The sequence below is a fragment of the Bacteroidota bacterium genome, from assembly GCA_030706565.1.
In the GTDB taxonomy this organism is placed as follows: Bacteria; Bacteroidota; Bacteroidia; order Bacteroidales; family JAUZOH01; genus JAUZOH01.
The window spans coordinates 1-8,490 of the sequence record JAUZOH010000152.1 but is presented as its reverse complement, the minus strand read 5'-3'; the positions used below and the strand labels follow the sequence as shown (position 1 = coordinate 8,490).

General features: G+C 37.6%; 7 protein-coding genes. 3 read left to right on the top strand and 4 right to left on the bottom strand.

Annotated elements, in window-relative coordinates; all coding sequences use genetic code 11:
• The first annotated feature begins 648 nt into the window (after positions 1-648).
• Positions 649-2,253, top strand: a complete 1,605-nt coding sequence (locus tag Q8907_09200; GenBank protein MDP4274440.1) for a glycosyltransferase family 39 protein — start codon at positions 649-651, stop codon at positions 2,251-2,253.
• Here Q8907_09200 and Q8907_09195 read toward each other — a convergent pair.
• Positions 2,250-3,134 (bottom strand): lysylphosphatidylglycerol synthase transmembrane domain-containing protein, encoded by an 885-nt coding sequence (locus Q8907_09195; protein ID MDP4274439.1) that lies wholly within the window; start codon positions 3,132-3,134, stop codon positions 2,250-2,252. The genes Q8907_09200 and Q8907_09195 overlap by 4 nt on opposite strands.
• Positions 3,135-3,253: 119 nt before the next feature.
• Between Q8907_09195 and Q8907_09190 the strand changes: the two genes are divergently transcribed.
• Together Q8907_09190 and Q8907_09185 are read left to right on the top strand one after the other, a co-directional pair.
• On the top strand, positions 3,254-4,225 hold the full coding sequence (locus Q8907_09190) for a glycosyltransferase family 2 protein (protein ID MDP4274438.1): 972 nt from the start codon (positions 3,254-3,256) through the stop codon (positions 4,223-4,225).
• 59 nt (positions 4,226-4,284) lie between these two features.
• On the top strand, positions 4,285-5,091 hold the full coding sequence (locus tag Q8907_09185; protein ID MDP4274437.1) for a ChbG/HpnK family deacetylase: 807 nt from the start codon (positions 4,285-4,287) through the stop codon (positions 5,089-5,091).
• A 9-nt stretch (positions 5,092-5,100) separates the two neighbouring features.
• Here Q8907_09185 and Q8907_09180 read toward each other — a convergent pair whose 3' ends face one another.
• From Q8907_09180 to Q8907_09170, 3 genes are all read right to left on the bottom strand, one after another.
• Positions 5,101-6,561, bottom strand: a complete 1,461-nt coding sequence (locus Q8907_09180) for an amino acid permease (protein MDP4274436.1) — start codon at positions 6,559-6,561, stop codon at positions 5,101-5,103.
• Positions 6,562-7,262: 701 nt separating this feature from the next.
• On the bottom strand, positions 7,263-7,841 hold the full coding sequence (locus Q8907_09175; GenBank protein MDP4274435.1) for a lipid-binding protein: 579 nt from the start codon (positions 7,839-7,841) through the stop codon (positions 7,263-7,265).
• Between the two features lie 28 nt (positions 7,842-7,869).
• Positions 7,870-8,490: DUF5012 domain-containing protein (locus Q8907_09170; GenBank protein ID MDP4274434.1), on the bottom strand; the 621-nt coding region annotated here is incomplete at its 5' end.

Here is an 8,490-nt window from a genome sequence, read left to right as displayed (position 1 = left end):
CAGTCACAGTCTTTTTTGTAAACTTTTTGTGACGACAACTAAGCGAAGCGATCTCATTCTCCTGTATTTTATGGAGAATAAAAAGTTTGAATAAAGTTTTAACGTAAAGAAAACCATGGAGGCACATAGATTTTTCTCCGTATAACTCTGTGTCTTCTCAGTGCAACTCTGTGTTAAAGCATTTAATTATTACACAGAGAACCACAGAGTTTTTCACGGAGAGCCCACAGAGAAATTAAAGATATTCCGACAAACAAGCAGTATGGTCTTGTTTCCCGGAACGGAATAAAATTTAAAGCTCCTGATTTATGCCCATCAACCCCGCTGTACGAAGGGGCTAAACCAGACCGGTGATACATTAAAAAATTCCAGGACTTTTAATTTCTATCGTTGATTAATTGAACCATTTCAAACTGCCTCAAACCTTTCATCCATTTCGAACCACCTCAAACTATTTATCTTCTAAGCCAGTGTCATGATATTCATTTACGCCGAGAAAAAACTGAGTTTCACTGAGTATTATCATGAAGCAGTATCCCGTTATAACCCCTTTTCACTACTTGCGAAACTTCAATTAACAAAAACCACTTTGTGATTTTTAAGAAGGAAAATGATTAACTTTGACCTTTTTCTAAAAATTCAATAAAAGTGAAACCTTTCATAGATTATTTCCGGAATAATCCTAAATATATTTACCTTCTTGCAGGTATCCTGGTGTTACCGGCATTACTGATTCATCTTGGGCTGATGCCCTTTATCAACGATGAAGCCATACGTGCCACAGTTGCCCTGGAAATGATCCTGAGGCATAATTATATCGTGCCTTATATGGGAGGCGTGTTATATTTTAATAAACCCCCGCTGTTCAACTGGATTTTAATTTTCTTTTTCCGCCTGGCAGGAAATTTCACAGAATTTACGGAACGCATGCCGACCATAATCTTTCTGCTTATTTTCCTTTATACAATTTTTTATGTAACGAAAAAACATTTTGGGACTTTCAAGGGTTTTGTCGCTGCCCTGATGTTTCTTACCTGCGGAAGGATTTTATTTTATGATTCCCTGCTGGGGCTTATAGACATCACTTTTTCGTGGGTGGTCTACCTGAACTTTATGCTGATTTATTATTTCTTCTCCAAAGAGAAATATTACCTGCTGTTCATCTGTTCATACGCGCTCACGGCAGCAGCATTTTTAATGAAAGGGTTACCTGCAGTGGCATTCCAGGGTATTACCCTGCTCACTTTGTTTATTTACCATAAAAATTTTAAAAAATTATTTTCCATCCCCCATTTCACCGGAATTTTTATATTTCTGATTATTACAGGAGCCTATTATTTCGCTTACTACAAAAGTAACCCCGGGTCTATTCTTGTTGTATTTGAAAACCTGCTCAACGAATCGACCAAAAAAACTGCCGTACAAATGGGCTTCCTGAAGACCATCATCCACCTCTTTACCTTCCCCGTTGAAATAACCTATCATTTCTTCCCCTGGTCGTTGATGATCGTACTGCTTTTTAGCAAAAATGTATGGAAACGGATCAAATCTGATCCATTTATCTTGTATTGCTCCCTGATCTTCCTGGCCAATATTTTGATATACTGGATTTCGCCTGATACTTATCCGCGTTACCTCTTTATGCTCATTCCGCTTTTATTTACCGTGCTTTTCTACTTATTCGATGAACACGAGAAAAATAATACCTTGAATTATAAAATATTAAATGTACTGCTGATCATTACGGCAGTAATATTAACCTTAGCTCAAGCAGCCTATCCATTTGTGCCTTCTACACGCAAGGTAGGTTATGCCATTCCGGCAAGCATCATTCTTTTAATTTTTTCTGCTTCCCTATTATGGCTGTTTTTCAAAACAAAAAAATTCAGACTGGCCATTCTGGCAATTCTTTTACTGGTAGTCCGCATAGGATTTAACTGGTTTATTCTGCCGGTAAGGCAGGCCGAGGCACCGGAGATTATCTGCAAAGAAAATGCGGTTCAGGTTGCCAGGCAGACAAAAAATGACAGGTTATATATGTCTTATGAAGATATTGATGAATCTACCCTCTTTTATTTTACCCGGGAACGGATGCAGGCCTTGGAATGGAAAAAACGCCAAAGTGACGGCTATACCCTGATACACGATCCCTATAAAGCATATAAGAATCAATATACCCATTATTTTGATGTCTTAATCAGGAAAAAACACCAGACCGTCTCTTTGGTCAAATATCATCCTGACTGCCGTTAGTTATTTTCGCTTTCCTGAACATTTAAAAAAGCGCCGGTGAATGAACTAAGGGCAGTAATCAGGAAAAAGATAAGGCTGAAGGCTACGCCGGTGTTGACGTCAATGCTGAGGTACTTGCAACCCAGCAAAAATATCAGTTCCCTGGCTCCTACTCCCCCAATGGTAAAAGGAATGACCGCTGCAATATCTGCTATAAAAAAGAGCACCAGATAATCGCTGTATTGCGCATGAACATGCAAAGCCAGCAAAATGGCAATCATGCCAACCGTTTCAACCGTATTGACCACCAATGCCAGGAAATTGGTGTTTTTGAATACACCCACAAACTTTGGAAATGCAATTTTTACGAAGAGATAATAAACCGGAAGGATAAATACCAGGGCAACGTAAACCAGGTAACGGAAACCGGCCATCGCCAGGTAAGCCCTGCTGAAAATCAATGCAATCAATGCCAGGATAATCAATGAGACCAGGCCGGTTCCACGGTCAAGCAAACTGGCCCAAATCAGATCTTTGACCGGTGTTTTATGATGTTTATTCAGCAAGTATACCTTGTACCCGTCCCCCCCAATTCCACCGGGAAGAAACAAATTATAAAACATCCCGACATAATACAATTTCATGTTATAATTTGAACTTAAAGAAAGACCTATGGCTTTAAAAAAATAATTCAGCCTGAAAGAACTAATCATCTGACTGAAATTAAAAAATATCAAGGCGAACAAAAGCCATAACATATTTGACTGACTAAGAATGATTTTGGTTCTTTTCAGGTCTATATTTTTTAGAACAATGTATAAAGCTATAGATGAAATAATTACTTTAACAATGACCTTTAATATCTTTTTTAACCGCTCAGATGGAGTAAAGTGAAATTCCATTTTTATTTTTTTTTTTGTAATCAAATTTTCTAATCTATATTTTTGCAAAGGAAAATATTTTATTCCAAAAATTTCTGAAAATGAACCTCATTTAACATCTCATAATAAATTTACTAAAAATGTCATACACCATCAAATTTGTATCTATAGTTGTTCCCAGTTATAACGAAGAAGGTAACACCAAACTTCTGGCAGAAAAAATAATTCAGGTTATGGATTCTTTGAACTATGCTTATGAGGTGATTTTTGTAAATGATGGAAGTATGGATAACACCTGGGATGTTATTGAAAATATGTCTGCAAGAAAGCCGGAACTTAAAGGCATAGACCTTGCAGGCAACTACGGACAAACAATTGCCCTAAGGGCCGGATTTGAACAGGCCAAAGGGGATGTGGTCATTGCCATGGATGGCGACATGCAGCATGACCCGGTTTATATTCCCGAATTACTGAAAAATATTGAAGAAGGATACGAGATGGTGGGCGGTGCCAAAGCCAAAAGGCCTGACGGGATATTTAAAAGTTTCATCGCCAATATTGCCCATCACATAATCTGTAGAATTTCAGGCGTTCAACTTAGTTACTTCGGAGCTACATTTAAGGCATACAGGAGTTATCTTTTGAAAAATGCCAACCTTTTAGGCGATTCGCACCGCTTTTTGGGCGCAATGGTTGCCCGGAAAGGAATCAGGGTTAAAGAAATACCCATTGAAATTAAAACCCGTCATGCAGGAAAAAGCAACTATCACCTTAGCAAAATGTTTGCAGTCATTATAGATCTCGTTTTTTTGAAATTTTTTATTTCCTACATCAATAAGCCCTTCAGGTTATTTGGGGTAGTTGGAGGAATTATATTCCTGATTGGGGCAATTTTCAATGGTTATTACCTTTTTGGAAGCATCTTTTTACATTTTAACCTGCGGGTGGATTATGTGGCTGAATTTCTTTTTTCAATCGCCCTTATTTTAGTTGGTTTAATTCTGATTAGTTTTGGCCTGATTGCAGAAATAGGTATTCACAATTATTATGTCCAGGGGAAACACAGTCCTTTTGTAATCCGTAAAAAAACAGGAATAAACCAACAATTATAATCCGGTAGTAAATTAAAGTTCAAACCGAAAAGGTAAATAAAAAGGGAGAAAATACAGTGATGAAAAAACATTTGATCATCAATGCTGACGATTTTGGATGGGATAAGGACGCCACCGAAGGGATTCTCACTTTAGCCAGAAGAGGCAAAATCACCTCCACTTCCATAATGGCTAATTTTGTTGATTATAAATCGGTTGCGTCATTACTTTTGAATAATAACATTTCCATAGGTTTTCATATAAACCTGCTCAGTGGCGAACCTGTATCTCCTCTCCCGCAGGTACAAACCCTTATTGGTGAAGACGGAAATTTCCTGTCCTTGCCCAAATTGCTTATCCGTGCTGCTATAGGCGGGGTTGATAAGGAAGAATTGGAAAATGAAATTCTTGCCCAACTCAACTTTCTCATAGCTATGAATGTACCGATATCCCATGCCGACAGCCATAAACATGTGCTTCAGTGCCCCTTTATCGGACCTATGATAACTGAAATTTTAAAAGATACGGAGATTAAAAAAACCAGAAATTGCAAAGTCACGGACTGGCACAACAAGAAAATGGCCATTGTCCGTGCATTTTCCATGTTAACCGCATCAAACCTCAACACATTCATTAAGCCTCAGGCGCTGATTTCCACTTTCTCCGAAAAGGCGGAAGCCAACATGAGCATATTTAAAGAAGCTATAGATCAGGCGTTTAATAAATATTCGATTGTCGAATTTATGACCCACCCTGCAATAAACAACAGGGAAGGATCATACCTCAACCGTAAAGCGGAATACGAATTCTGGTTAAACGAGAACTGGTTATCCTACCTGGTTGAAAATGATATTGACCTTATCTCTTACAATCAGCTGAAAGCCTAGGCCTTAAACTTAGTTTTTAATGTCGTTGTTTACCTTACTGTGCTTCATGCTGTAGGTAAAATAAATTATAAATCCTATAAGCATCCATACAATAAGCCTCATCCAGGTATCGAAAGGCAAAAATATCATCTCTGTCAGACAAATGATAGCGCCTATTGCAGGAAACCAGGGTACAAATGGGGTTTTAAAAGGCCGGGGGAAATGCGGCCTTTTCCTTCTCAGTATAATTACACTGCAACATACAATCGTAAAAGCCAGCAAAGTACCTATAGAAACCAGCTGCCCCAATATTCCTACAGGGAAAAGTCCGGCAAAAATACAGGCGACAATAGTCGTCAATATAGTGGTTACATGAGGAGTCCTGAATTTGGGGTGCACGGAGGCAAATTTAGCAGGTAAAAGCCCGTCCTTGGCCATAGAATAGAAAATCCTGGCCTGTCCCATCAGCAACACCAAAATCACCGAACTAAGGCCGGCTATGGCCCCAATTTTAATCAATGGCCGCAGCCAGTTCATAGAATGCCCGGCATGATCTATAGCAATGGCCATAGGGGCAGGCACGTTCAAATATTTATAATTGACAATACCGGTAAGCACCAGCGAAACCAAGATATACAATATTGTACAGACCACAAGCGAGCTTAAAATGCCAATGGGCATATCCCTTCTGGGATTTTTTGCTTCCTGGGCTGCAGTGGAAACCGCATCAAAACCAATATAAGCGAAAAATATTACACCTGCTCCTGAAATAATACCGGACCAGCCATAATGTCCCCAGATTCCGGTATTTGCAGGAATAAAGGGTTTCCAGTTTGCCGTATTGATATGAGAAAGGCCAAAACCAATAAAAAGCAAAATCACTATAATCTTTGTGATTACAATCAGGTTATTGAACTTTGCTGATTCCCGGATACCGATCACCAGCAAGGAAGCCATCAACAAAAGAATAAAAACGGCAGGAAAATTAATAATGGCGCCTGTACAATGCCAACCCGTTGTAACATCATAATCAAAAGGGGCATTGCAAATGACATCCGGCAAATGTATGCCTATATCATGAAGAAAACTTGTCACATAGCCCGACCAGCCGGTAGCCACCGTGGCTGCCCCAAAAAGGTATTCCAGGATAAGGTCCCAGCCGATGATCCAGGCAATAAATTCGCCCAAAGTAGCATAAGCATAAGTATAAGCGCTGCCTGAAATGGGAATCATCGAGGCAAACTCGGCATAGCACAAACCGGCAAAGGCACAACCCATTCCCGAGATAATAAACGATATAACCAGGGCAGGCCCGGCATGAGTAGCAGCTGCCGTACCGGTCAACACGAAAATACCGGCGCCTATGATGGCTCCAATACCCAAAGTGGTTAAATTAAGGGCAGTCAATGTTTTTTTTAGCGCGTGACTTTCGTCTTCCGACTCTTCGTAAATTCTTTTCAGCGATTTAATAGAAAATAATTGTTTTACCATAACCACCCCCTATTTTTTCCATTTTATATTTTAATTTTCACAAATATCTACATTTTAATCTATAAAATGTAATGATTTTAACTAAAATATGATTTTTTAATTACAATTTTCCAATTTTGTAAAGTTAAACGATGAAAACCGTAATTCCAATATTCAAAAAAAATTTTCCAAATATTTTGGATTACCAGATAATGAGATAATGAGATAATGGGATAATCTGCTAATGAGATAATGGGACAATGGGATAATGGGATAATGAAAAAATCAAATAAAGGAGAAGTTGATAATTTCTGAATTATGAATTGCCGTTGGCTTTAGCCAACGGGTTGAATAAGCAATTTCCCCTGGCTTTAGCCAAATTATTTTAGCATAATTTGATTTTTTAAAAATATAATTGGGCTAAAGCCTAATAAATACTTGGATTATCAGTATCCGCCAGCTAAAGCTGGCGGCAATTCAAGGGCAAAATTCAAAGGCAAAATTGATGATAATAAAAACTAAAATTGTATTCTTAGTGTACTTTTTGCCTTTGTGGTAAATTTATTTCAAACCATTTCAAACAATATTGAACCACAAAGTGCACAAGGATTACACAAGGTTCACAAAGAAAGCAGACAGCAATGTTTATGCAAATAGCGCGACTTAACTCCAAAAAAAAAGCTGCTTCAAAGAAGCAGCTTTTTTTAAACATTTCTAATTAACTAATGATCATCAATTGAAAAACCTGTTCTTCTTATACCAGAAACAACAATAGTCTCCGTTGGATTGGTAAAATGAATATGAGGTAAAAGTTCGGTATGATTTGCATAATATTTATTAACACTATCAACTGCAGCAGCATCAAGTTTCCATTCAAAATTAATACTATCGCAGAGAGTGCCAGAATTAGCTTTAGCCGATTTCAAAATAACTTTCCCATTTGCAACAGTAAATTTAGGAAAATTAATTAAAGCAGCATCGCTAGCATTAGTATTAGCGCTGTTTGTTACAGAAAAAGTAAGTGCTGCGACATCAGAACCTGACTTAAAGTTATAATTAAACAAACGTGTTTTACCAATAGCTAAAATTTCTGAAGCAACATTGGCAGTAGTATTTGTTGTGATTAATTTAGTATAACCAAGGGCAAGAGTATCTTTACCATTTATTGTATATCTAACCCACCACTCACCAGAAATTGGATAAGTAGCAGCATATTGTTCATCGTAATCTTTCATCGTTTCACAACTTACCATTGAAAAAATTAAAACGATAAACAATATATATTTTATTATATTTTTCATAATATATACTATTATTAAATTTCACAAATTATTGTTGATTTAAATAGAATGGGCCAGGGAATGCACTTTGATCAGCTGTAGTCATAATAAAATACTGCATACTGATTTTTCCATTAGTATCCTGGGAAATTTTAATATATTTTTTAACAATATTAATTGGTCCCCAAGGGGAGGAAGCATCAACCGGCATAATTGCTATATTATTCCCAAGATAGGTCAATAACCCAGGTGCAGTATATGTTGCACCCAATCCTCTTTTAACTTCGTAATACTCAGCAAAAAAATCACTCACTTTAAAAACACCCTGTGCAATTTTGGTAATGGTAACAGGAGCAGGAACAGGGACGCTTCCTCTACCTCCAAAATAAGTACCGGAAAGATCCAATGATCCGTCACCTAATTGCAATACTGTAACAGTTCTAGTTGCTGTATATAAAACTCCATCATTATTTGCAGCAATATACTTTATTGAATAAGAACCAGGAACAGTATTAAGAACTGTACCAGTAGTTTTCACAAGCTTCCCGTTTGTCACTACAGCACCAGAATCAACATATTGTTGTCCTTGGATTACATAAACTGTTTGATCCCCTTTTAAAGTAATAGAAGCAGGAGTAGTAACAGTAGAAACATCTTTGGTATCTTCTTT